This window comes from Palleronia pontilimi, assembly GCF_016412875.1.
GTDB classification, from domain to species: domain Bacteria; phylum Pseudomonadota; class Alphaproteobacteria; order Rhodobacterales; family Rhodobacteraceae; genus Palleronia; species Palleronia pontilimi.
Genome location: NZ_JAEKPD010000015.1, coordinates 84,136 through 105,519, shown reverse-complemented (window position 1 = coordinate 105,519; position 21,384 = coordinate 84,136). Strand labels below are relative to the sequence as shown.

Here is a 21,384-nt window from a genome sequence, read left to right as displayed (position 1 = left end):
GCTTTCCCTTCCCTTATTCCGCCGCTTCCCGGGAGTCCTCCAGGATCGGCAATCGCATCTCGAAAACCGCTCCACCCGAGCGGCCGTTTCGCGCGGTCAGGCGTCCGCCCAGATCCGCAACGATGCCCGACGATATGGCCAGCCCGAGGCCGGTCCCGTCGCCAGGTGCTTTGGTTGTGTAAAACGGCTCGAACAACGCGTCGAGATCGTGAATGCCGTGACCGTTGTCGCGAACGGTCAAAACCGCGCTATCGCCCGCCGCCAGGATCAGCTCGATCCGGGGTTTGGCGATGTCCTTGGTGGCGTCGATGGCGTTGCGCAGCAGGTTGACGATGACCTGCTCGACGCGGATCCGGTCGGCGCGGATCGGGATCGGCGTGTTGGGCACCTGGCGGTCGATGACGATGTCACGGGCCTTCAGTTGCGGCTCCATCATGGCCAGCGCGGCAGACAGCGACGCGCGCAGATCCAGGGGCTCGAACGCGTCGCCCCCCTTCCTGGCATAGCTTTTCAGTTGCCGGGTGATGGCGCCCATCCGCTCGATCAGGTCGTCGATGCGGTGAAACGACGCCAGCGCCTCGTCCGGGCGCTTGCGCTGCATCAGCAGCCGCGCGCCCGCCAGATAGGTCTTCATGGCGGCCAGGGGCTGGTTCAATTCGTGGCTGACGGCGGCCGACATTTCGCCCAGGACCGCCAGCTTCGAGGTCTGCGCCACGGTCTGCTCGGCCACTTCCAAGTTCTTCTCGGCCTTCTCGCGCTCGGCGATTTCCCGCTGGAGCGCCACGTTCAATTCGCGAAGCTCCGCCGACTCGCGCTGGAAAAACAGCGACCGGCTGTCGGCGCGGCGTCCCGCCCAAATGGCGCCAAGGGCAATCACGAAGGAAAACAGCATCCATTCCATGGCGAGGACCGTGTTCACGCGCTCGCGTACCGACGCGTAGCTGGTGAAGCTGGTCATCCGCCAACCCTGGAACGGGATGCGCGTCGACTGGCGCATCACGGCCTCGCCGGACAGATAGGCGTCTGCGGGAAGCGCGGTCCAGTCGGTCGTCGCCTGGATGGCGCGCTCGATCGCCCCGCGGGGCGAGCGCAATTGCAGGGCCTGGTCTTCGTTCAGACCGCGCCAGCGCGACTCGGTGGCCAGGACGATCTGCCCCTCGCTGTCGGTGACGAACACCGCGTCCGAAAAGCCGGCCCAGCTGTCTTCGAACTGGCGCAGATCCACGTCCACGACGATCACGCCGGTCAGGTTGCCGCCCACCTCGATCTTGCGCGAATACGAGAACGCGAAGGCCCCGTTGTCGCGCCGCGCGGTTGAAAAGACCGTGCCATTGCCCCGGAGGGCGTTGATGAAATAGGGCTCCTGGCGGTGCTGCGAGCCCAGCCGATTGCGATCGGTCGCGGCGACGGCACGCCCCTCGCTGTCCAGCAGCATGATCGACTGCGCGCCGATCTCGTCGAGATACGAGATCAGTCGTTGCGTGGTCTGCGAATAGTCCAGCGACGTCAGCGCCCCGATCAGGGCCGGATCGCGGCTGAGCAGAAGCGGCACGACGCTCGCGCGCTGCAGCGCACTGATAAGGTTGCCGGAATACAGCGCCAGCCGCACCTCGGCGCGATTGCGGGTGCTTTCGGTGAAGCGCTCGGTCAGCAGCTTGTTGGTGGTCCAGACGATGGTCAGCGCAATCGCGATCGCAAGGAAAACGGCCAGCCGCCACGGCCAGCGGCGGGTCGCGCGTGGCTCAAGGATCAAAGGGTCGTTCATGGCGATCAGGCTATGCGCTGCGCGTGCCCGCGGCAAGCTCAGGCGTGGGCCAGGCATCCCGCCAGGCTGCGGAACAGCGCCCGCCCGTCGGTGCCGCCCAGGCTGGGGTCGGCGGCACGCTCGGGATGGGGCATCATCCCCAGCACCCGGCCGTTTTCGCTGAGCACGCCCGCGATGTCGTTCTGCGAGCCGTTGGGATTGACGGCATAGGTGAAGGCCACCCGCCCTTCGCCCCGCAGCCGGTCCAGCGTGGCGGGATCGGCCGAATAATTGCCGTCGTGGTGCGCGATCGGAAGGTCGATGGGCTGGCGGTCGCGGTAGCGCGCGGTGAAGTCGCTGGTGGCGTTCTGAACGATCAGCGGCACGGTGCGGCAGATGTATTTCAGGTCGCGGTTGCGCATCAGGGCACCGGGCAGCAGGCCCGTTTCGGTCAGGATCTGGAAGCCGTTGCAGATGCCCAGCACGTGGCCGCCCCGGCGCGCGTGCTCGGCCACCGCGCCCACGATCGGCGAGCGCGCGGCGATGGCGCCGCAGCGCAGGTAGTCGCCAAAGGAAAACCCGCCCGGAAGGCCCACCAGGTCCACGCCATTCGGCAGGCCCGTATCCTTGTGCCAGACCATCGACACGTCGAAGCCCGCATCCCTCAGCGCCACGGCCAGGTCGCGGTCGCAGTTCGATCCGGGGAAGACGATGACGGCGGCTTTCATGGCGCGGATCCTATTGCAGGCTGTCGATCAAGGCGGGCGCGTCCGCCCAGCGCATCAGGCGATGCTCCACCGTCTCGCCGCGGTTGTGCAGCGCGTCGAAACAGATGCCGATGCCCCGGAAGCCGGGAAAATGGCGGGGCGAGTCGTCGATCAGCGCATCGGCGTGGATGATCGATTTGTGCCCGCAGAGCACGATGTTGAGCACCGGGACGAACGGGAAATAGCGCTGCATCCACGCGATCTTGTGGGTGCAGGACGCCGGATATTCCATGGCCGCCGTGGCGATGAAGAGCTCGTGATCGCGCGCCAGCGTCTCGAGCGCCTGCTGCGCCCCGTCGATCACGTCGAGATTGGCGAAGATCGTGCCCTCCTGCAGCGTGGCCTCGATCCGGGCGGCATCTTCGGGACGGGCAAGGTCGGTCAGCTTGCGCCCGGCCAGATCGTCCTCGGTCCAGCTGTAGCCCATGTCGGCGAGCATCGCCGCCTTGGCGGCATGGGTGTCCGCGATCACCTCGTCCATGTCGATGGCGATGCGCATCACAGGATCTCGATCCGGTAGGATTCGATCACGGTATTGGCCAGCAGCTTTTCGCACATCTCGCCGATGCGCGCCTCGCTGGTGCCGTCCTCGAGCTCGAGCTCGATCACTTTCCCCTGGCGAACCCCCTTGGCCTCGTCGAAGCCGAGCGCGCCCAGCGCGTGCAGCACCGCGGCGCCCTGCGGATCCAGAACACCGTCCTTCAGCATCACGTGCACCCGTGCCTTCATCGCGCCGCACCCTTCCATCTTTGTTCTTTCAAGTATCCCGGCGCTCCGCCTGCCTGCCACGCGCCGTCAGTTGATCGGCGTGGGTTTCGTCGCGTGGGTCACGTTGGACGGCAGCACGCCCAGCCGACGCGCGACTTCCGTGTAGGCGTCGGTCAACGAACCCAGGTCCCGCCGGAACACGTCCTTGTCCAGCTTCTGGCCCGTCTCGATATCCCACAGGCGGCACGAATCGGGGCTAATCTCGTCGGCCACGATCAGGCGCTGGAAATCGTTGTCCCACACCCGGCCGATCTCGATCTTGAAATCCACCAGCTTGATGCCGACCGCCAGCATCATGCCCGACATGAAATCGTTCACGCGCAGCGCCAGCGCGATCATGTCGTCCAGGTCCTGCTGCGACGCCCAGCCGAAGGCGATGATGTGTTCTTCGCTGACCAGCGGATCGCCCAGCTTGTCGTCCTTGAGACAGAATTCGACGATCGGCCGCGGCAACGGCGTGCCCTCAGCCAGTCCCAGGCGCGTCGACATGGACCCGGCCGCGAAATTGCGCACGACCACTTCCAGCGGAATGATCTCGACCTGGCGGATCAGCTGTTCGCGCATGTTCAGCCGCTTCAGGAAATGCGTGGGCACGCCAATCTGGCCCAGCCCTTTCATGAAGAACTCGGACAGGCGGTTGTTCAGAACGCCCTTGCCCTCGATCGTCGCCTTCTTCTCGGCATTGAAGGCGGTGGCGTCGTCCTTGAAATACTGCACGAAGGTGCCCGGCTCGGGGCCTTCGTAGAGGATCTTGGCCTTGCCTTCGTAGATTTTCTTGCGCCGCGCCATGGGGATCTCCTGCCGGACCTGCTGCCCGCTCGCGGTCGCCTATAGGCCATCGCGCCCGGTCCAGCAAGAACGCCCTCTTGGCAAGCCGGTCGCGTCTGCGCATATGTGGTGGCAAGACCGGAACAGCCGCAACAGGAGCCCACCATGACCGACATGCACGACCGCGAGAAGGCGTTCGAAAACAAGTACGCCCACGATGCACAGATGCAGTTCAAGGCCGAAGCGCGGCGCAACCGCCTGCTGGGCCTGTGGGCGGCCGAGCATCTCGGCAAGTCGGGCGACGAGGCGGCCGAATACGCCAAGGAAGTGGTGAAGGCCGATTTCGAAGAGGCGGGCGATGAAGACGTCTATCGCAAGGTGAAGGGCGATCTGGGCGACAAGGTCGACGAAAAGACCCTGCGCACCAAGATGAGCGAATTCCTGGCCCAGGCGAAGGCCCAGCTGGCCGACGAAGCCTGAGCCACGCCCATTAGCAGAATTTTCGCATCTTCCCTCCATCCTCGTGTCGCGGGGATGGGAGTGCTCTGACACGAAAACCGAACTGGCGCGGACGCGCGGCCCCGCGCTGCGCGCACTTGCGCCCATGATCCTGTCGCTGGGCGCCCTGTGGCTGGCGCGCGACACGCTGGCCGGGCTCGATCCGGCTCGCGCGCTGCGGGGCGCCGCCGCGGCCGCGCCCTGGCAGTGGATCGCGGCGCTGACCGCCACCGCCCTGACTTTCGCCGCCTATGGGCGCAGCGAGGTGGCGGTGCACCGGTGGCTGACCACCGGGCGCGATCCGGTCGCGGCCCGGCGCACGGGCATGGCGGCGCTGGCGATCGCCCAGGTAACGGGACTTGGCCCCCTTGTCGGCATGATGGTGCGCTGGCGCTGCGATCTTGCGGGCGGGCTGGCGCGCGCGGCGCGCGTCACCGCGCTGGTGTCGGTGTCGTTCCTGGTCTGCCTGGGCACGATCGGCGCCATCGCGGTCCTGGCAAGCGGCACCGGCGGCCCAGCGTTTCGCCCGGGTGCCATGGTGATCCTTGGGGCAGTCGCGCTGTTCTGCGCCGCCAGCGTGAGCCTGCGCCACGTGCCCGGTCTACCCCCGATAAGGGTGCTGGGTGCGCTGGCGCTGTGGGGCACGATAGACGCGGCGGCTGCGTGCCTGGCCTTCTGGGCTTTCGCGCCCGCGCTGCCGCTTTTCGATCTGGCGCCCGCCTTCTTCGCGGCGCTTGGCTCGGGGCTGGTCTCCGCGCTGCCCGGCGGGCTGGGCAGCTTCGATCTGTGCCTGCTGTCGTTGCTGCCCGCCGGTCTCTGGCCCGCGCTGGAAGGCGCGACATGGGGCTTCCGGCTGGTCCATATCGCCCTGCCCGCCGCCCTTGCCGCGCTTGCGTTGCTGGGGGCCCCAGGACTGTTCGACGGGCGCGATCGCGATCTGCCCAGCCCCGCGCCCTGCCTCGACACCACCCCCCTGCGCGCCGAGGCCGGCCTGATCCACCAGCCCGGCGCCCGTCTTCTTCGCGCGAACGGCCGGGCCGCCGCGCCCTGCTGGACCGCAAGCCACGCGCTGGTCGCGCTCGGCGCGCCCTTCGCCGGGCCGCTTCCCCTGGACCCGTTGGCGCGCGCCGCCGCGGACACGGGACGGATCGCGCTGTTCTACAAGATCTCCGCCCGCCAGGCGGCCGCCGCGCGGCGCGCTGGTTGGCGGGCGATGCGGGTCGGCTGCGAAGCGCTGGTCGACCCCGCCCGGTTCGATCGGTCCGCACCCGCCTGCCGCCAGCTGCGGCGCAAGCTGCGCAAGGCGGCTGCGTCCGGGGTGACGATCCGCGAGGTTTCCGCCGCCGACATGGACGGCCTTGGCGAAATCGACGCCGCGTGGCAGGCCGAAAACGGGGCCGCGCGCGGCGTGTCCATGGGACGATTCGATCCGCGATACCTGTCGCATCAAAAGGTGTTGGCCGCCTGCCGCGATGGGCAACCAGTCGCCTTCATCTCGCTGCACGTTTGCGCCGCGGAATGGACGCTGGACCTGGTGCGCTGGCACCCGGACGCACCCGACGGCACCATGCACCTGCTTCTGAGCGAGGCCATCGTCCAGGCGCGCGCGCAGGGCATCGCCCAGCTATCGCTGGCCGCGGTGCCCCGGTTCGATCCGTCGCGCGCGGCCGGATTGCACCGGTTCAAGTCCATGTTCGCGCCCCGCTGGGCGCCGCTCTACGCCGCCGCACCGACGCGCATCGGTCTTTGGGCGGGGCTTGCGGACCTGGCCCGCGATATCGCCCGGCCGCCGAAGCGCGCCGCGCCGCAAGATGTTTATGAAGGTTCCGAATTTGCGCCCACCGCGGTTTCGTGACACATCCCGGGCAACGCTCCTTACTGGGTGATCCCATGTCCGAAAATGCTCTCTCCCGCATGCTGGCCGCGCACGATGTGCTGCTGGCCGACGGCGCCACGGGGACGAACCTGTTCAACATGGGCCTGCAATCGGGTGACGCGCCGGAGCTGTGGAACGTGGATCAGCCCGACAAGATCCGCACGCTCTACCGTGGCCCGGTCGAGGCCGGAAGCGACCTGTTCCTGACCAACACGTTCGGCGGAAACGCGTCGCGGCTGAAGCTGCACGACGCGCAGTCCCGGGTGCGCGAGCTGAACCGCGCGGGCGCCGAGCTGGCGCGGGAAGTGGCGGATGCATCGGGCCGCGACATCGTGGTGGCGGGCTCGATCGGCCCGACGGGGGACATCTTCGTGCCCATGGGCACCCTGACCCACGAGCTTGCGGTCGAGATGTTCCATGAACAGGCCGAAGGCCTGAAGGAAGGCGGCGCCGACGTGCTGTGGGTCGAGACGATCAGCGCCCCCGAGGAATACCGCGCCGCCGCCGAGGCCGCGCGCCTGGCGGACATGCCCTGGTGCGGCACCATGAGCTTCGACACCGCCGGGCGCACCATGATGGGCGTCACGTCCGAAGACATGGTGACGCTGGTGGGCAAGCTGAAGGATTCCGCACCGCTGGCCTTCGGGGCGAATTGCGGCGTGGGCGCGTCCGACCTGCTGCGCACGGTGCTGGGCTTCGCGTCGCAGGCGCCGGACCGGCCCATCATCGCCAAGGGCAACGCGGGCATCCCGAAATACGTGGCCGGGCATATCCACTACGACGGCACGCCCGAGCTGATGGCCGATTACGCGGTGCTGGCGCGCGATTGCGGTGCACGGATCATCGGCGGCTGCTGCGGCACGACGCCCGAGCACCTGGTCCGCATGCGCCGTGCGTTGGACGAGACACCGCGCGGCGAGACGCCGACGCTGGCCGAGATCGAAAGGCGGCTTGGCGGCTTTTCGTCCGCGGGCGACGGCACCGGCGACGACGTGGCCAAGCCGCGCGCGCGCAGGCGGGGTCGCAAAAGCTGAAGCCAGCGGATGCATCCGGGATGTTCTTTTCCCCGCCTCACGCGATGCGGAAGGATGCGGTGAACGGCAGGTGGTCCGAGACGCGGTCCCGGAACGCCTCGCGCCCCAGCTCCATCGTCCAATGCATCGGAAACAGACGCAGCGAGCCGCGCACGTAGCGCGTGGAATAGGTGCGGCTGATCGCGAAGCCGTCCAGCAGATTGGCCCGACCGAGATCGAGAATATGCGAAAACCTGTCCTGAAGATCCCAGCTCGACACGAAATCCATCACGTCCTGGCCGCCCAGGTGGTGGAAGTTGCTGACGTCCTGGCCGGGGATCATGTTGAAATCACCCATCATCAGGATCGTCCGGCGCGACTGTCCCGGCGCGGCGCGATAGGCGTCGACATAGCTGCCGATGGCCCGACACTGGCTGTCGCGCAGCGCCTGCTGCGGCGCCCCGCGCCCCGATTTCAGATGCAGGCCCAGCACATGGGCGCTGAAGCGCCCGATCCGCAGGTCGAAGACCAGCGCCCGGCGGCCGTTGGCATAATCGCCCTGGCTGCCCTCGAGCAGGCGCGGGTTCTCGATGCCGACGCCGCCCTTGGCCAGCACGCCGATATGCAGCCGAACCGGCTGCTCGATCAGCGTCGCGCTGTAATCCAGCCCCAGCGCCGCCAGACCGTCGACCAGCCGCTGCAGGTGCGACACCGGCCGAACCTCGATCAGCACCACCAGTTCGGCATCCAGAAGCGCCAGGCCTTCGATCTGGTGCGCCGCGCGCTCTGCGTCGATGTCCTGGTATCCGGCAAGGTTCCAGGTCGCGACGCGGGCGATGGTGTGGGTGAAGCTGGCCATGCCCGAGGCTACCACGCGCGCGCCAGCCGCGCGACCGGCCCCTGCTCAGAACAGCGATGGCTGCGCCGCGGTGCCCAACGGCACGGCGAAAAGATCCCGCCTGAGCGGCGCCAGGTGCTCGCGCAGGCCCAGCCGCTTCACCGCCAGATCGAAGCGCCTGGCGATCAGCTGGGCATGCAGCCCCTCGCCCCGCATCCGCCGACCCCAATCCGCGGCGTAAAGCCTGCCGCCGTGCATCTCGCGCAGGCGGGCCAGCACCTTGTCCTTGCGCAGGGGAACGTGCCGGTCGAGCCAGTCTTCGAACAGCCCCGCCACCTCGTAGGGCAGGCGCAGCATGATCCAGGCCGCCCCCACCGCGCCCGCGTCGCGGGCCGATTGCAGGATCGATTCGAGCTCGGGATCGGTGAGGCCCGGGATCATGGGCGACGCCATCACGCGCACCTCGACACCCGCTTTCGCCAACCGTTCGATGGTCTGCAGCCGTCGCTTCGGCGACGGCACGCGGGGTTCGAGCTTGCGGGCAAGATCTGCATCCAGCGTCGTGACCGAGATGCCCACGCGCGCCAGCCCCTGCCCCGCCATGTCGGCCAGGATGTCCACGTCGCGCTCGACCAGCGCGCCCTTGGTGGCGATGCTCAGCGGATGACGATGGGCCTGCAGCACCTCGAGGATCTCGCGCATGATGCGCCGCTCGCGCTCGATCGGCTGGTAGGGGTCGGTGTTGGTGCCCAGCGCGATGGGCGCCACGTCGTAGCCCTTGCGCCCCAGCTCGCGCGCCAGCACCGCGGGCGCGTCGGGCCGTGCGATCAGCTTCGTCTCGAAATCCAGGCCCGGCGACAGGCCCAGATAGCCGTGGGTCGGTCGGGCGAAGCAGTAGATGCAGCCATGCTCGCACCCGCGATAGGGGTTAATCGACCGGTCGAAGCCGATATCGGGCGACGTGTTGCGCGTGATGACCCGGCGCGGCCGCTCGTCGCGCACCTCGGTGCGCAGCAGCGGCAGGTCGTCATCGGGCGTCCAGCCGTCATCCTCGGCCACGCGGGTGTATGCGTCGAACCGGGTTTCGGGGTTCGACACGGACGCACGGGCCCTCAACCGGACGTGCGGGCGCGATGTGGACGAGTCGGACATGTCCCAAGATTAGAACACACCAGGAACATTCACCAGTCCCGACTGGCCCGCGACCGTGGTTCGCGCGCCACGCGCGTCGGGGAAACGTCGCGGCAGGTCGTAAATCGCCAAGTTGTCGCAGGACCTTGCGCCATACGTGAAAAAACGTCCCGCGCGCCCAATAGGAGTGCACCCCATGTCCGATGAAGACGATATTGTCCTGTCCGAACTCGACGACGACGAGCTTGTGCAGCAGATGCATGACGACCTGTATGACGGTCTGAAGGAAGAGATCGAGGAAGGCGTCAACATCCTGCTCGAACGCGGATGGCAGCCCTACGAGATCCTGACCAAGGCGCTGGTGGCGGGCATGACCATCGTCGGCCACGATTTCCGCGACGGCATCCTTTTCGTTCCCGAAGTGCTGCTGGCCGCGGGCGCCATGAAGGGCGGCATGGCGATCCTGAAGCCGCTCCTGGTCGAAACCGGCGCGCCGCGCATGGGCAAGATGGTGATCGGCACCGTCAAGGGCGACATCCACGACATCGGCAAGAACCTGGTGGCGATGATGATGGAAGGCGCGGGATTCGAGGTCGTGGACCTCGGCATCAACAACGCGGTCGAGAAATACCTGGACGCGCTGGAAACCGAGCAGCCCGATATCCTGGGCATGTCCGCCCTGCTGACCACGACGATGCCCTACATGAAGGTCGTGATCGACACGATGGTCGAGAAGGGCATCCGAGACGACTACATCGTGCTGGTGGGGGGTGCCCCCCTCAACGAAGAATTCAGCAAGGCCATCGGCGCCGATGCCTATTGCCGCGATGCGGCCGTCGCGGTCGAAACGGCCAAGGCCCAGGTGGCGCGCAAGCACAACCAGGTGGGCGCCTGACGCCCGCGATTCGGCGCCGTCAGTCTCAACACCGCGTCAGGGCGGCCTTCGGGCCGCCCCTTTCCTTGGCCGCGCCCGCGCCCGGGTGGCAATTGTGGCGAAGTGGCCATTAACCAAGTCCTTCCGCACAACTCGGTCACATTTCCCCACTGCGGGTGAAAGTTTCGCCCGAATTGATCCAGCTTTGCCCCCGTTCGCGCCCCATCGCCGCCCCACCGGGTCGTCAAAACAGGCTTAACCAAGGAGAACCCTGCCATGACCCGTAAGATCCGCACCGCCCTGATCGCCGTTTCCGTGTTCCTGACCGGCATCTTCGCCGTCAGCTTCAAGGGCGCGATGGCCGCGTCGCTCGGCGGCATGGCACCGTCCAGCCTGGGGCTGCTGCTGCCCTTCCTGGCCATGGCCGCCCTGATCCTGCGCCTGATCGCAAAGGAACATGGCGGTAAGCGCACCGCCTGAGCCTTCACACCGGCCCCCGCGCTTCCTATGTTGGAAGAAACAACATGAGGTTCGCGATGCCCCTCGACAAGTTCGTCCTGATCCTGGTCGTCGTCATGCTCGGCGCGGGCCTGACGATCTGGCTCATGGCCGTGATCTCGGCCAGCCTGACGCATCCGCTGGGCTTCACCCTGTTCATTCCGCTGGTCCTGGTGACCTATGTGCTGTGGCGCGTGGTCGCCCAGCGCCTGACCAGCCGCGACGACGATCATTACGACAGCACGCCGCGCTGACATGATCGCCGTCACCACAGACACGATCGCGGGCAAGGATATCCTTCATTCGCTGGGCCTGGTGCGCGGCTCAACGGTGCGCGCCAAGCATATCGGCAGCGACATCGTCGCGTCGCTGCGCAACCTGGTGGGCGGCGAAGTGCGCGAATACGCCCAGCTTCTGGCGGGCGCGCGCGAACAGGCCTTCGACCGGATGATGGAACAAGCCCGCGCGCTGGACGCCGACGCGGTGGTCGGGTTGCGGTTCGAGACGTCGCAAATCGCCCAGAATGCGTCCGAAGTGCTGGCCTATGGCACCGCGGTGCGCCTTGGATGATCTGCCCGACGCGGGCGTCCTGACCCACGATGGCCTTGCGCCCAGGGGCGACGGTCGCGTCCTGGTCCTGGCCTGCGGCGCGCTGGCCCGCGAGATCCTGGCGCTGATCCGCCTGAACGCCTGGGGCCACATGGACCTGGCCTGCCTACCCGCGATCCTGCACAACCATCCCGACCGCATCCCGGACGCGGTGCAGGGCGCGGTGGAAAAGCACCGCAGCGACTACGACCGGATCTTCGTGGCCTATGCCGATTGCGGCACCGGTGGCGCGCTTGCCCGGCTCTGCGACACGCTGGGCGTCGAGATGATCGCGGCCCCGCATTGCTACGCGTTCTTCGAAGGCACCGACGCCTTCGTCGCCCGCGCCGAGGACGAGTTCACCGCCTTCTACCTGACCGATTTCCTGACCCGCCAGTTCGACGCCTTCGTCATCAAGCCGCTCGGCCTTGATCGCCACCCCGAGCTGCGCGACGCCTATTTCGGCCATTACACCAAGCTGGTCTACCAGGCCCAGACCGACGACCCGGCGCTGACAGCCAAAGCCAAGGCCGCCGCGGCCACGCTCGGCCTGGCCTTCGAGCGGCGGTTCACCGGCTACGGCGATCTCGCCCGCGCGCTCGCGACACAGGGCTGAGCCCGCGGCACCGCGCGCCCCTGCCCCATCTTTGTTCTTTCAAATATCCCGGCGCGACAGCGGCCACTGGCGCACGGTCCGCGTTACGCGTTGGCGGTCACCAGCTTGATCCGCTCGACCATGGCGCGCAGCCCGTTCGAGCGTTGCGACGACAGGTGCTCGTCCAGCCCCAGCCGCGACAGCGCCGCACCTGCATCCACCGACGCGACCTCGCCCACCGGCCGCCCCGCGTAGAGCGCATGCAGAACGGCGATCAGGCCCTTGACGATCATGGCGTCGCTGTCGCCGTCGAAATCGAACCGCCCGTCATCCACCTTCGGTGCCAGCCACACCTGCGACGCGCAGCCTTCGACCTTGGTGGCGGGACCCTTCAAGGCATCGTCCATGGGCGCCAGGTCGCGGCCCAGTTCGATCACGTGGCGATAGCGATCTTCCCAGTCGTCGAGGAATTCGAATGTCTCGGCGATCTCGTCGAACTCTGCCTGGGCCATGGGATGCAGTCTTCCTTGGGGGTGCAACAGGCCTGACCTAAGCGCTCGACCCATGGCCCGCAAGCGCCTCGGCGCTTTTCAAGCGCGCCCGGTTGCGATAGTTCGGATAGCAGGGGGCGGAGCCGGGGACGAATGATGCTCAAGACGATAGTAGCGGCGATCTGCACAATGGCCATCGTTGCAAGCTGCGGCCGGGTGGGCGAGTCGCGCCTGAACCCGCTGAACTGGGGCAGCCGCTCGACCAACGCCGACGCCATGCTGTCGGAAGGCACGCGCGCCGACCCGCGCCCGCTGATCGGCCAGATCGACACGCTCACCGCGAGCCCGACGCAGGGCGGCGCGATCCTGCGCGCGACCGGCATCGCGGCCACCCAAGGCTACTTCGTGGGCGACCTGGTCGCCGTGCCCACCGATGATCCCCGCGTCCTGGCGTTCGAATTCCGCGCCTTCCCGCCGCTCGAGCCCAAGCCGGTCTCGACCCCGCGATCGCGCGAAGTGACGGTGGCGCGGTTCCTGACCTCGCGCGAGTTGACAGGTGTCAACGAGCTGCGCGTGTCCGCCGCTCAAAACGCGCGCGCGGTGCGGCGCTAGAGCTCGAACACCACCACGTCGCTGCCTTCGGCCTTCAGCCCCAGCCGACCCTCGACCAGGCGTAGCGCGTCGCGTCCGAACACCTTCTTGCGCCAGCCCGACAGCGCCTGCACGTCCCGCTCGCCCGCCGCGATCAGGTCCAGGTCGGCCGAGGTCGCAATCAGTTTCTGCGCCACGCCCGCGGTTTCCGCCTTGGCCTTCAGCAGCACCCGCAGCAGATCGGCCAGGGCCGGGTTGACCTGCAGCTTGTCGCGCGCGCGGTCGGGCTTGGGGAAGTCCTTGGGATCGACCTCAAGCCCTGCCTTCACTGCGGCCAGGATACCTTCGGCGATCTCGCCGCGCCGCGCTTCGCGCAACAACAGGCGTGAGCGGCCCAGATCCTTTTCGCTTTGCGGCTTGGTCGAGGCCAGCTCGACCATGGCGTCGTCCTTGAAGACCCGGTTGCGCGGCACGTTGCGTTCCTGCGCATAGGTCTCGCGGAACGCCGCCAGCTCGCGCAGGATGGCCATGAACTTGCCCGACTGGGTGCGCGTCTTGACCCGCATCCACGCGTCGCGCGGCGCCACGCGGTAGGTCGCGGGATCGGTCAGGACCGACAGCTCTTCTTCCACCCATTCGGTGCGGCCCGAGCGCGCAAGCTCGGCCGCCAGGTGCTCGTAGATCACCCGCAGATGCGTCACGTCCGCCAGGGCATAGGCCTTCTGCGCGTCGGTCAGCGGACGGCGCGACCAGTCGGTGAAGCGCGACGACTTGTCGACGCTGTCGCGCGCGATCTTGCGCACCAGCGTCTCGTAGCCCGCCTGCTCGCCGAAGCCGCAGACCATGGCGGCCACTTGCGTGTCGAACAGCGGCTCGGGGATGACGCCGCCCTCGATGCAGAAGATTTCCAGATCCTGGCGCGCGGCGTGGAACACCTTCACGATGCTGGTGTCGCGGAACAGGTCGTAGAGCGGGTCGAGCGACAGGCCCTCGGCCAGCGGATCGACCAGCACCGCGTCTTCCTCGGTGTCGCCGGGCACGGCCAGCTGCACTAGGCAGAGCTTCGAGTAATAGGTCCGTTCGCGCAGGAACTCGGTATCGACGGTGACGTAATCATGGGCCTTGGCGCGCGTGCAGAACGCGGCCAGGGCGTCGGTCGTGGTAATCGTGATCATCGGGCGCGATCTATCCTTCGGTTCAAATCATGTCCCCGCAGCACTCGCCTGATAGGGCGTGTTGCGGGCAAGGGAAACCCTTACCCGAGCATCACCGGCGTCCTGTCGCCGCCCGCGAAGCGCCGAAGTACCGCGGGATACAGCCTGTGCTCGGCGGTGAGCACCCGGGCCGCCAGCGTCGCGGGCGTGTCGTCCGGCGCGATCGGCACGCGGGCCTGGCCCAGGATGGGGCCGTCGTCCAGCGCCGCCGTCACCTCGTGCACGGTGCATCCCGCGACGCTGTCGCCCGCCGCGATGGCCCGCGCGTGGGTGTCGAGACCGCGGTATTTCGGCAAGAGCGACGGATGGATGTTCAGCATCCGGCCCTGCCAGCGGTCGGTGAACCCCGCGGTCAGGATGCGCATGAAACCGGCAAGGCAGACGATGTCGGGACGGGCGGTTTCGAGCTTCGCCTGAAGCGCGTCCTCGAAGGCCGCGCGGTCCCCCTTGAAGGGGCGGTGATCGACGATCGCGGTGGGGATGCCCCGCTCGGCCGCGCGCGCCAAGCCGCCCGCATCCGCGTTGTTGGACAGCACCAGGCAGGGCCGCGCGGGGTGGTCGCCCACCATGCTGTCGGCCAGCGCCACCATGTTCGACCCGCCGCCCGACAGAAGGATCGCCACGCGGGCTGTCACGAAAGCGCGCCCTCGTAGGTGACGCCGTCGCCGGGCAGCACCATGCCCAGGGGGATCACCGTCTCGCCGGCCTCGTGCAGCAGGGTCGCGAGCGCTTCGGCCCTGTCTTGCGCGACGATGACCGCCATGCCGATGCCCGCGTTGAAGGTCTTCAGCATCTCGGCGTCGAGGATGCGGCCCTCGTCGCGCAGCCAGGCGAAGACCGGCGGCAGGGACCACGCATCGAGCGCCACGCGGGCACCAAGCCCGTCGGGCAGGATGCGCGGCAGGTTCTCGGTCAGCCCACCGCCGGTGATATGCGCAAGCCCGTGGATGCCGCCCGCCCGGATCGCCTGCAAAAGCGGCTTCACGTACAGCCGCGTGGGCGTCAGAAGCTGCGCGCCCAGCGTGCCGTCGCCGAAGGGCGCGGGATCGTCCCAGCCGATCCCGGCCCGCGCCGCGATCTTGCGCACCAGGGAAAAGCCGTTCGAATGGACCCCGTCCGAGGCCAACCCCAGGATCACGTCGCCCTCGCCCACATTTTCCGGCAGCGCGGAGCCGCGCTCCATCGCGCCCACGGCAAACCCGGCCAGGTCGAAATCGCTGCCTTCGTACATGCCGGGCATTTCGGCCGTCTCGCCGCCGATCAGCGCGCAGCCCGCGCGGCGGCAGCCGTCGGCGATCCCGTCGATCACGGCGGCCGCGCGGCGGGTATCGAGCTTGGCGGTGGCGAAGTAATCCAGGAAGAACAGGGGCTCGGCCCCCTGGCAGACCAGGTCGTTCACGCACATGGCCACCAGGTCGATGCCCACGCCGTCCAGTCGGTCGGTGTCGATGGCCAGCCGCAGCTTGGTGCCGACACCATCGGTCGCGGCGACCAGAACGGGATCGGAATAGCCTGCGGCCTTCAGATCGAACAGGGCACCGAAACCGCCGAGCCCGGCCATGGTGCCGGGCCGCTCGGTCGACTTTGCGGCCGGCTTGATCCGCTCGACCAGGGCGTTGCCCGCGTCGATATCCACCCCGGCGGCGGCATAGGTCAGGCTGTCCTTGCTGTCGGCCATGCGGTGCATCCCCCCGGGAAGTGCCTTCGAATGGCAGTGGCGATAGACCATCGCCCGCGCGCTCGCAACGGCGAAGCGGCCGCCCACTTGACGCAAGCGTTGGCCGTGATAGTCCGACATCACGGCGGGCCTGTAGCTCAATTGGTTAGAGCAGAGCGCTCATAACGCTTTGGTTGGGGGTTCAAGTCCCTCCGGGCCTACCAAGGGCGCCCCCCATGATCTGCCACGCAAAGCCCGGCTTCCGTCAGAACGTATCGCCCCGGATCGGCTTCAGAAGCGCGCGCTCGTCCAGCCACGGGTTCAGCTTCAGCGCCCGGCGCAGTGTGCGCTGGCCCTCGTCGTCGCGGCCCAGCCCGAGCAGCGTCAGCGCCCGTCCCGACAGCGCCGCCACGTGCAGCGGTTCAAGCGCCAGCGCACGGTCGAGATCCACCAGTGCCGCCGCGAAATCGCCGCTGAGATAGGCCACGAAGGCGCGCTGGTTATACCCTTCGGCGTAGGCGGGGCAGTAGGCCACCAGCGCGTCCAGCGCGGTGCGCGCGCCCGCGAAATCGCGCGCCGCCAGACGATCGCGCCCCTCGTCCAGCAGCGCCTGTGCGGCCGCGTCCGGCGCGTCTGTCCAAAGATCCCACAAGGCGGCTTCGACAGGGCTTGCCTGCAGGTCCGACTGGGCCCGGTTGAGCAAGGTGAAGAGCGTCGCCATCTGGGACGACTTGTCTTCGACCTCGGGGCAGGATTGCGCGGCCAGGGAACCCGGCAGCACGAGGGCAAGGGCGATCAGCGTGTTTTTCATGGGAAGGATCAGGCCCGTCCCAAGGTCGATCTGTCAAGCGCGGCGCGTGCCCCGACTAACCCACCAGGGCCGCGTCCTTGATCGCCTGCATCGCCACGAAGGTCGAGGTTTGCGCCACGTGGGGCAGCACCGAGATGCGGCTGCCCAGAAGCTCGCGGTAACTGCTCATGTCCGAGGTGCGCACTTTCAGCAGGTAGTCGAAATCCCCCGCGATCATGTGGCATTGCTCGACCTCGGGGATCAGCCGCACGGCGCGGTTGAACGCTTCGAGCGCGGCTTCGCGGGTATCGGCGAGCTTGACCTCGACGAAGGCCACGTGCTCGCGGTTCAGGCGCACGGGGTCGATGAGCGCACGGTAGCCCGCGATCACGCCGGTCTGTTCCAGGCGCTTGACCCGTGCCTGCACCGGGCTTTTCGACAGGCCCACGCGGCCCGCAAGTTCGGTCACGCTGATTCGCCCGTCGACCCCCAGGATATCCAGGATCGCCAGATCGAAGCGATCCAGATCGCTGTCCTTCATTTCACCTTCTCCCACGGCGATTTCAGTCGGTTGACCTGCGGAAATCCGGAATTGCGGGCTGTCGAACCACGAAATTCAATCTATCCTTATAGACAACCACAGGAGGATGCCATGCCGCGCGACACCAACCTGCCCCCCACCGTTTTGCCGATCACGCCCTATCCCGACCCCGCCGCCGAGCTGGATCGGCTGGTCGAATTGGCCGATCTGTCTAAAGAAGACCGCGCCAAGATACAGAAGCGCGCGACGGAACTGGTGCGCAGCATCCGCAACGACGCGCGACCCGGCATGATGGAGGTCTTCCTGGCCGAATATGGGCTTAGCACCGACGAGGGCATCGCGCTGATGTGCCTGGCCGAGGCGCTGCTGCGGGTGCCGGATGCCGAGACCATCGACGACCTGATCGAGGACAAGATCGCGCCCGGCGACTGGGGCACGCATATGGGCCATTCGTCGTCGCCGCTGGTGAACGCGTCGACCTGGGCGCTGATGCTGACCGGCAAGGTGCTGGACGACAAGCGCCCGTCGACCGTGCGCGCGCTGCGCGGCGCGGTGAAGCGTCTGGGCGAGCCGGTGATTCGCACCGCCACGGGCCGGGCCATGAAGGAAATGGGCCGCCAGTTCGTGCTGGGCGAGACCATGGACAAGGCCATGGACCGCGCGGCCAAGCAGGAAGCCAAGGGCTATACCTACAGCTACGACATGCTGGGCGAAGCGGCGCGCACCTATGCCGACGCCGACCGCTACCGCAAGGCCTATGACGACGCGATCGAATCGATCGCCGAGGCCGCGAAATACGATTCCATCGCCAAGAATCCCGGAATTTCGGTGAAGCTCTCGGCGCTGCATCCGCGCTACGAGCTGACCCACCACGACATGCTGCTGGAAGACATCGTGCCCATCGTGTCGGACCTGGCCGCCAAGGCCGCGCGGCTGGGCATCGGTTTCAACATCGACGCGGAAGAAGCCAATCGCCTGACCCTGTCGCTGGAGGTCATCGACCGGGTTCTGAAGGACAAGCGCCTGAAGGACTGGGACGGGTTCGGCGTGGTGGTCCAAGCCTACGGGCCGCGCGCCAACTACGCCATCGAATGGCTGTCGACCAAGGCGCAGGAGCTGGGCCGCAAGATCATGATCCGGCTGGTCAAGGGCGCCTATTGGGACACCGAAGTGAAAATGGCGCAGGTCGCGGGGCTCGAGCGCTTCCCCGTCTTCACCCGCAAGCCGGTGACCGATGTGAGCTACATCGCCAACGCGCGCGTCCTACTCAGCAAGCGCGATCACCTCTACCCGCAATTCGCCACCCACAACGCCAACACCGTGGCCGCCGTGCTGCACATGGCCGAGAAGATGGGTGCGACCACGGACCAGTACGAATTCCAGCGTCTGCACGGAATGGGCGAGGCGCTGTACGACATCGTGATGAAGAAGGACGACGTGCGGTGCCGGATCTACGCACCGGTGGGCGCGCATGAGGATCTGCTGGCCTACCTGGTGCGTCGCCTGCTGGAAAACGGGGCCAATTCGAGCTTCGTGAACCAGATCGTCGATGAATCGGTCCCGCCCGAAGAGGTCGCGTCGGACCCGTTCGACGCGCTCGACTATACCTCGCCGGTGACGCCCGGCACCGAGATCTTCCAGCCCCTGCGCGCCAATTCGCGCGGCTGGGACCTGGGCTGCGCCGACCACCTGGAAGAAATCGTGGAGGCGCGCAAACCCTTCACCGAAACGGTGTGGGAGGCCGGTCCGATCCTTGCGGGCGAGGCCGAGCCGCAGGAGCCGCGCGAGCGGTTCAACCCGGCGGTGCCCGACCAGGTCGTGGGCCGCATCACCGACGCCAGCAAGGCCGACGTGGCGACCGCCTTCGACGCCGCGCAGACCTGGGACGCCGACGGCGCCGAGCGGGCGCGCGTGCTGCTGAAGGCCGCGGATCTATACGAAGAGAACTTCGGCCAGATCTTCGCCATCGTGTCGCGCGAGGCCGGCAAGACGATCATGGACGCCGTGGCCGAGCTGCGCGAGGCGGTGGATTTCCTGCGCTACTACGCGGGCCAGATCGAGCACCTGACCGAGCCGCCGCTGGGCACCTTCGTCTGCATCTCGCCCTGGAACTTCCCTCTGGCGATCTTCACGGGCCAGGTCGCGGCATCGCTGGCGGCGGGCAACGCCACGCTCGCCAAACCGGCCGAGCAGACGCCGATCATCGCCCATTACGCCGTGCAGTTGCTGCACGAGGCGGGCGTGCCGAAGGCTGCCCTTCAATTGCTGCCGGGTGGCGGCGACGTGGGCGCGGCGGTGACCAGCGATGCCCGCGTGGCGGGCGTGGCCTTCACCGGCTCGACCGCGACGGCGCGCAAGATCAAGCAGGCCATGGCCGAGCATTGCGCCCCCGGCGCGCCGCTGATCGCCGAGACGGGCGGGCTGAACGCCATGATCGTCGACAGCACCGCCCTGCCCGAGCAGGCGATCCGCGACATCCTGCAATCGTCGTTCCAGTCGGCGGGCCAGCGCTGCTCGGCGCTGCGCTGCCTGTATATCCAGGAAGACGTGTCGAAGCATTTCCTGAAGATGCTGAAGGGCGCGATGGATGCCTTCGTGGTGGACGATCCGTGGCAGCTGCATTCGGACAGCGGCCCGCTGATCGACGCGCAGGCGCATGGCCAGATCTCGGACTACGTGGCCAAGGCCCGCAAGGAAGGCCGCGTGCTGCACCAGACCGCCAGCCCCGACCAGGGCCACTTCCTGTCGCCCACGCTGATCCGCGTGAATGGCATCGAGGACATGGAGCGCGAGGTGTTCGGCCCCGTTCTGCACGTCGCCACCTTCAAGGCCAAGAACATCGACAAGGTGATCGACGCCATCAACAACACCGGCTACGGGCTGACCTTCGGTCTGCACACCCGCATCGACGACCGGGTGCAGCACGTCACCGACCGGATCGAGGCGGGCAACATGTACGTGAACCGCAACCAGATCGGCGCCATCGTGGGCTCGCAGCCCTTCGGCGGTGAAAAGCTGTCGGGCACCGGGCCCAAGGCCGGCGGGCCGTTCTACCTGCCCCGCTTCGCACAGGCGGCCACGCCCGACGCGCCCGAAATGGTGCGCCAGATGCCCGGGCCCACGGGCGAGTCGAACCGTCTGAGCCTGGTGCCGCGCCCGCCGGTGCTGTGCCTTGGGCCGTCGGACGCGGACCGCAAGGCACAGGTGTCGGCAGTGAAGAAGCTGGGCGGCATCGCCAAGCCGGTGACCGACCTGCCGGATCTGAGCCAGGTGCCCGAGTTCGGCAGCGCCGTCTGGTGGGGCGACGAAGACACCGCGCGGACGCTCGCCAAGCAGCTGGCGCAGCGCGACGGGCCGCTGTTGCGGCTGGTGACCGGGTCGATAACCGTGCCCGACGTCATGCACGAACGCCACCTCTGCGTCGACACGACCGCCTCGGGCGGCAACGCGGCGCTGCTGGCGCAAGTGGCGAATGACGAGACCGAGAAGATGGCGGCCGAATAGGTCGTCGCGGGGCGCAAGCGGTCCCTTGATCGTTCGATCGGGATGATCTGACCCAGCGCGGGGAGTGGACAGCCCCCGCGCGACACGCCATCATCGACGGGTCCGATACCTTACGGGTCCGCCGATGCGCAAATTCCTGGTCATCCTCGACGACAGCCGCGAATGCCTGAACGCCATGCGCTACGCGGCCATGCGCGCGGCCAAGACCGGTGGCGGTGTGCAGATCCTGTCGATCATCCCGCCCGACGAGTTCAACCACTGGATCGGCGTCGGCACCATCATGCGCGAAGAGGCCCGCGAGCGCATCCGCGCCCATTACGAGGTTTTCGCCAAGTGGATGCGCGACCGGCAGGGCATCGACCCCGAGCTGGTCATCCGCGAGGGCGAGGCGCTGCCGCAGCTTCTGGCGCAGGTAAAGGAAGACCCCGAGATCGGCGTGCTGATCCTGGGCGCCAGCGCCGAGAAGGGCGGCCCCGGCCCGCTGGTTCAACATATGTCGCGGATGGCGGGCACCCTGCCCATCCCCTTCACCGTCGTGCCGGGCGAGCTGTCGAAAGAGCAGCTCGAATCCATTGCCTGACATGCGATTCTGGTTTTTCGCAGCGTTCAGGCTGGCCTGCCCGATGACAGGCAGCGTG

24 protein-coding genes and 1 tRNA gene are annotated in these 21,384 nt (G+C 67.6%); 12 read left to right on the top strand and 13 right to left on the bottom strand.

The window, feature by feature from the left end; translation table 11 throughout:
- Window positions 1–13 precede the first annotated feature (13 nt).
- The 5 genes from ILP92_RS14610 to purC form a co-directional block, all read right to left on the bottom strand.
- Window positions 14–1,765, bottom strand: a complete 1,752-nt coding sequence (locus tag ILP92_RS14610; RefSeq protein WP_235971454.1) for a sensor histidine kinase — start codon at window positions 1,763–1,765, stop codon at window positions 14–16.
- 38 nt (window positions 1,766–1,803) lie between these two features.
- Complete coding sequence (purQ, locus tag ILP92_RS14605) at window positions 1,804–2,472, bottom strand: phosphoribosylformylglycinamidine synthase subunit PurQ (protein WP_198917150.1); 669 nt, start codon at window positions 2,470–2,472, stop codon at window positions 1,804–1,806.
- 10 nt (window positions 2,473–2,482) lie between these two features.
- A complete protein-coding gene (locus ILP92_RS14600) occupies window positions 2,483–3,010 on the bottom strand; it encodes a 5' nucleotidase, NT5C type (protein ID WP_198917149.1) in 528 nt (175 codons plus the stop codon).
- Entirely contained in the window at window positions 3,010–3,240 is a 231-nt protein-coding gene (gene purS / locus ILP92_RS14595; RefSeq protein WP_198917148.1) for a phosphoribosylformylglycinamidine synthase subunit PurS, read from the bottom strand. Before purS ends, ILP92_RS14600 begins: the two co-directional genes overlap by 1 nt.
- 66 nt (window positions 3,241–3,306) lie before the next feature.
- Window positions 3,307–4,068: a phosphoribosylaminoimidazolesuccinocarboxamide synthase gene (gene purC / locus ILP92_RS14590; protein ID WP_198917147.1), complete on the bottom strand. Its 762-nt coding sequence runs from the start codon at window positions 4,066–4,068 to the stop codon at window positions 3,307–3,309.
- A gap of 144 nt (window positions 4,069–4,212) precedes the next feature.
- Here purC and ILP92_RS14585 point away from each other — a divergent pair, with 144 nt between their 5' ends.
- The 3 genes from ILP92_RS14585 to bmt all read left to right on the top strand — a co-directional run bounded on the left by ILP92_RS14585 (window position 4,213) and on the right by bmt (window position 7,455).
- Window positions 4,213–4,527, top strand: coding sequence for a DUF1476 domain-containing protein (locus ILP92_RS14585; RefSeq protein WP_198917146.1), 315 nt, complete (start codon window positions 4,213–4,215; stop codon window positions 4,525–4,527).
- 124 nt (window positions 4,528–4,651) lie between these two features.
- The gene (locus ILP92_RS14580) at window positions 4,652–6,400 is read left to right on the top strand and encodes a DUF2156 domain-containing protein (RefSeq protein WP_198917145.1); all 1,749 of its coding nucleotides are present in this window, start codon (window positions 4,652–4,654) and stop codon (window positions 6,398–6,400) included.
- 35 nt (window positions 6,401–6,435) lie between these two features.
- Entirely contained in the window at window positions 6,436–7,455 is a 1,020-nt protein-coding gene (bmt, locus tag ILP92_RS14575; protein WP_198917144.1) for a betaine--homocysteine S-methyltransferase, read from the top strand.
- A gap of 37 nt (window positions 7,456–7,492) precedes the next feature.
- On the opposite strand, the gene ILP92_RS14570 is transcribed toward bmt, so the two are convergent.
- Both ILP92_RS14570 and ILP92_RS14565 read right to left on the bottom strand, forming a co-directional pair.
- Window positions 7,493–8,293: an exonuclease/endonuclease/phosphatase family protein gene (locus ILP92_RS14570; protein ID WP_198917143.1), complete on the bottom strand. Its 801-nt coding sequence runs from the start codon at window positions 8,291–8,293 to the stop codon at window positions 7,493–7,495.
- Window positions 8,294–8,338: 45 nt separating this feature from the next.
- Window positions 8,339–9,424 carry a PA0069 family radical SAM protein gene (locus tag ILP92_RS14565; protein ID WP_198917142.1) on the bottom strand — a complete coding sequence of 362 codons (1,086 nt, stop codon included), beginning with the start codon at window positions 9,422–9,424 and terminating at the stop codon, window positions 8,339–8,341.
- Window positions 9,425–9,599: 175 nt separating this feature from the next.
- Between ILP92_RS14565 and ILP92_RS14560 the strand changes: the two genes are divergently transcribed.
- The 5 genes from ILP92_RS14560 (at window position 9,600) to ILP92_RS14540 (ending at window position 11,979) form a co-directional block, all read left to right on the top strand.
- The gene (locus ILP92_RS14560) at window positions 9,600–10,298 is read left to right on the top strand and encodes a corrinoid protein (RefSeq protein WP_198917141.1); all 699 of its coding nucleotides are present in this window, start codon (window positions 9,600–9,602) and stop codon (window positions 10,296–10,298) included.
- 255 nt (window positions 10,299–10,553) lie between these two features.
- Entirely contained in the window at window positions 10,554–10,757 is a 204-nt protein-coding gene (locus ILP92_RS14555) for a hypothetical protein (RefSeq protein WP_198917140.1), read from the top strand.
- 56 nt (window positions 10,758–10,813) lie between these two features.
- On the top strand, window positions 10,814–11,029 hold the full coding sequence (locus tag ILP92_RS14550) for a hypothetical protein (RefSeq protein ID WP_198917139.1): 216 nt from the start codon (window positions 10,814–10,816) through the stop codon (window positions 11,027–11,029).
- A 1-nt stretch (window position 11,030) separates the two neighbouring features.
- On the top strand, window positions 11,031–11,345 hold the full coding sequence (locus ILP92_RS14545) for a YbjQ family protein (RefSeq protein WP_198917138.1): 315 nt from the start codon (window positions 11,031–11,033) through the stop codon (window positions 11,343–11,345).
- Window positions 11,320–11,979 carry a DUF1638 domain-containing protein gene (locus ILP92_RS14540; protein ID WP_198917137.1) on the top strand — a complete coding sequence of 220 codons (660 nt, stop codon included), beginning with the start codon at window positions 11,320–11,322 and terminating at the stop codon, window positions 11,977–11,979. Before ILP92_RS14545 ends, ILP92_RS14540 begins: the two co-directional genes overlap by 26 nt.
- 83 nt (window positions 11,980–12,062) lie before the next feature.
- Here ILP92_RS14540 and ILP92_RS14535 read toward each other — a convergent pair whose 3' ends face one another.
- The gene (locus ILP92_RS14535) at window positions 12,063–12,470 is read right to left on the bottom strand and encodes a SufE family protein (RefSeq protein ID WP_198917136.1); all 408 of its coding nucleotides are present in this window, start codon (window positions 12,468–12,470) and stop codon (window positions 12,063–12,065) included.
- Between the two features lie 168 nt (window positions 12,471–12,638).
- Here ILP92_RS14535 and ILP92_RS14530 point away from each other — a divergent pair, with 168 nt between their 5' ends.
- Window positions 12,639–13,061 (top strand): hypothetical protein, encoded by a 423-nt coding sequence (locus ILP92_RS14530; RefSeq protein ID WP_198917135.1) that lies wholly within the window; start codon window positions 12,639–12,641, stop codon window positions 13,059–13,061.
- Here the strand turns inward: ILP92_RS14530 and rnd are convergent.
- From rnd to purM, 3 genes are all read right to left on the bottom strand, one after another.
- A complete protein-coding gene (rnd, locus tag ILP92_RS14525) occupies window positions 13,058–14,215 on the bottom strand; it encodes a ribonuclease D (RefSeq protein WP_198917134.1) in 1,158 nt (385 codons plus the stop codon). The two genes, ILP92_RS14530 and rnd, sit on opposite strands and share 4 nt — an antisense overlap.
- Before the next feature lie 80 nt (window positions 14,216–14,295).
- Window positions 14,296–14,889: a phosphoribosylglycinamide formyltransferase gene (gene purN / locus ILP92_RS14520; protein ID WP_198917133.1), complete on the bottom strand. Its 594-nt coding sequence runs from the start codon at window positions 14,887–14,889 to the stop codon at window positions 14,296–14,298.
- Window positions 14,886–15,932 (bottom strand): phosphoribosylformylglycinamidine cyclo-ligase, encoded by a 1,047-nt coding sequence (gene purM, locus ILP92_RS14515; protein WP_198917132.1) that lies wholly within the window; start codon window positions 15,930–15,932, stop codon window positions 14,886–14,888. The genes purN and purM overlap by 4 nt, the downstream gene beginning before the upstream one ends.
- A gap of 126 nt (window positions 15,933–16,058) precedes the next feature.
- On the opposite strand from purM, the gene ILP92_RS14510 reads away from it, so the two are divergent.
- Window positions 16,059–16,135: transfer RNA gene (locus tag ILP92_RS14510), tRNA-Ile, on the top strand.
- Window positions 16,136–16,176: 41 nt separating this feature from the next.
- Here ILP92_RS14510 and ILP92_RS14505 read toward each other — a convergent pair.
- Together ILP92_RS14505 and ILP92_RS14500 are read right to left on the bottom strand one after the other, a co-directional pair.
- Complete coding sequence (locus tag ILP92_RS14505) at window positions 16,177–16,722, bottom strand: tetratricopeptide repeat protein (protein WP_198917131.1); 546 nt, start codon at window positions 16,720–16,722, stop codon at window positions 16,177–16,179.
- Between the two features lie 55 nt (window positions 16,723–16,777).
- On the bottom strand, window positions 16,778–17,242 hold the full coding sequence (locus tag ILP92_RS14500; protein WP_198917130.1) for an Lrp/AsnC ligand binding domain-containing protein: 465 nt from the start codon (window positions 17,240–17,242) through the stop codon (window positions 16,778–16,780).
- 111 nt (window positions 17,243–17,353) lie between these two features.
- Between ILP92_RS14500 and putA the strand changes: the two genes are divergently transcribed.
- Both putA and ILP92_RS14490 read left to right on the top strand, forming a co-directional pair.
- Window positions 17,354–20,746, top strand: a complete 3,393-nt coding sequence (gene putA, locus ILP92_RS14495; RefSeq protein ID WP_198917129.1) for a bifunctional proline dehydrogenase/L-glutamate gamma-semialdehyde dehydrogenase PutA — start codon at window positions 17,354–17,356, stop codon at window positions 20,744–20,746.
- 124 nt (window positions 20,747–20,870) lie between these two features.
- Complete coding sequence (locus ILP92_RS14490; protein ID WP_198917128.1) at window positions 20,871–21,326, top strand: universal stress protein; 456 nt, start codon at window positions 20,871–20,873, stop codon at window positions 21,324–21,326.
- The last annotated feature ends 58 nt before the right edge of the window (window positions 21,327–21,384 follow it).